Raw genomic sequence first — 641 nt, 5'->3', positions numbered from 1 at the left:
CTGTCAAAGGACGATGACCTGCAAGGCGAAAGTGCCAGTATCGCCAACCAGCGGGATATGCTGGAAAAATACTGCGAAAAGCAGGGATGGGAGGTTGTGGCAGTCTATCAGGACGATGGCTTCACAGGTCTTAATATGGAGCGTCCTGATTTACAGAGAATGTTGAGAGCCATTGAGCGCAGGCAAATCAACCTTGTCATCACGAAAGACCTCAGCCGACTGGGGCGGAACTATCTGCAAACCGGGCATTTGATTGAGGACTTTTTCCCAAGAAACGGTGTCCGCTATATCGCCATGAATGATGGTATCGACACCCTGCGGGATAACAACGACATCGCCCCGTTCAAAAATATCCTGAACGAGATGTACAGCAAGGACATTTCTAAGAAAGTCCATTCCTCTTATCTTCTGAAAGCGCAGAAAGGACAGTTTACCGGGTGTCTTGCCCCGTTTGGGTATCGGAAAGACCCGGAGGACAAAAACCATCTGCTCATTGACGAGGAAACCGCCCCGATTGTGCGGCTGATTTTCGGATATGCCCTAAACGGTCATGGTCCGAACTATATCCGCAGACGGCTGGAGGAAGAAAAAATCCCCTGCCCCACATGGTGGAACCGGGAACGGGGGCTTCGCAATACCCG

Annotated in this window: 1 protein-coding gene; it reads left to right on the top strand. The window is 51.0% G+C overall.

Annotation, left to right across the window (positions count from 1 at the left end; all coding sequences use genetic code 11):
• A partial coding sequence (locus DW085_RS18830; protein ID WP_182430954.1) for a recombinase family protein occupies nucleotides 1–641 on the top strand: 641 nt, incomplete at both ends.

This window comes from Clostridium sp. AF50-3 (assembly GCF_003477445.1).
Taxonomy (GTDB): domain Bacteria; phylum Bacillota; class Clostridia; order Lachnospirales; family Lachnospiraceae; genus Otoolea; species Otoolea fessa.
This window is presented reverse-complemented; position numbering and strand designations above follow the sequence as displayed.